This is a genomic window from Stutzerimonas kirkiae (genome assembly GCF_004327335.1).
Taxonomy (GTDB): domain Bacteria; phylum Pseudomonadota; class Gammaproteobacteria; order Pseudomonadales; family Pseudomonadaceae; genus Stutzerimonas; species Stutzerimonas kirkiae.
The window spans coordinates 1-933 of the sequence record NZ_QJUO01000077.1 but is presented as its reverse complement, the minus strand read 5'-3'; the positions used below and the strand labels follow the sequence as shown (position 1 = coordinate 933).

The following is a 933-nucleotide window of genomic DNA, read 5'->3' as shown; positions in this document are numbered from 1 at the left end:
TCGCCACCGTCGCCGCCGATTACTATCCGCCGCTCGGTGAACCCGCCTACACCCACGACCGCATCGTCCCCGGCATCAAGCTGCGCGGCCACTGGCTGCAACAGGCCGGCTTCCAGGTCAACGAGAAGATCAGAATCCGGGTGATGCAGGGCTGCCTGGTGATTACGGCGGAGTGAAACAAATACCCCGGCGAGAGCCGGAGATATTGAAACTACATCTGTCGAATCTTAGACAGTAAATCCTGAAACTCTTTTTCTGTCATCTCAAACTCCGGCCCCTCTTCCATTGCTATCAGCGATAACAACGCCATGTCTAAATCCCTTGTGAGAGAAAGCCCCGGCTCTTGATAAATGGCAAATGCCTCTTTTGATATTTTAAAAACATCAAATCCACCAACAGCTAATCTTTCAAGCCTGTCGGCCACTACGTTTCCTAAAGTCATTGCTGCCCCCAGTTCTTTAATTCTGCTCCAGTTGGGGGGTAGTGCTGAGCATCAACCGGCTGCCCATTGATACTCTTTGGGTGGACACGAATTACAGACCCTGAATGGTCATAGCTTTCCATCCACTGCCTTGTATTGCCGGTTTTAGGATCAAGCTCCGTAACAAAAGAAGCGCCTCGAGTAGTTCCCTCTGTTCTAGCGGGAACCTCTTGTGTGTAGTACCGAACACGGCCATCAGGCAGCGTTTTAGTAATAGCTGCGGTTTCTTGAGCTTTTTGTAATCCTGATAGTTTCGCTCTCAATGCGGCTTGAGCATTTGCATTTGTGGCTTCATTAGCTACAACGCTTCCTGTTGTCGCATTTCCTTTTGCCCCACCAACCGCCCCAGCCCCTCTAGCCTGACCCAATAGCGCCACAATAGCCAACGCAGCTTCATTTGTCAGCCCCGCCGGTGTCTGCGCCAGAATATCCCGAACGCTCTCATACTCCCG

At 51.7% G+C, this 933-nt stretch carries 3 protein-coding genes; 1 reads left to right on the top strand and 2 read right to left on the bottom strand.

All coding sequences use genetic code 11. The features are described 5' to 3' along the window. Positions 1-62: 62 nt before the first annotated feature. A complete protein-coding gene (locus DNJ95_RS19860) occupies positions 63-176 on the top strand; it encodes a SymE family type I addiction module toxin (protein ID WP_420856755.1) in 114 nt (37 codons plus the stop codon). Between the two features lie 35 nt (positions 177-211). Here the strand turns inward: DNJ95_RS19860 and DNJ95_RS19090 are convergent, their stop codons facing one another. Then, a complete protein-coding gene (locus DNJ95_RS19090) occupies positions 212-442 on the bottom strand; it encodes a hypothetical protein (RefSeq protein WP_131186278.1) in 231 nt (76 codons plus the stop codon). Then, positions 439-933, bottom strand: a 495-nt coding sequence (locus DNJ95_RS19085; protein ID WP_207388785.1) for a hypothetical protein, incomplete at its 5' end; no start/stop codon positions are given. The genes DNJ95_RS19090 and DNJ95_RS19085, both read right to left, overlap by 4 nt.

Excerpts from the sequence above, each read along its gene's own strand:
- DNJ95_RS19090 (WP_131186278.1), bottom strand. The coding sequence starts at position 442 with ATGACTTTAGGAAACGTAGTGGCCGACAGGCTTGAAAGATTAGCTGTT.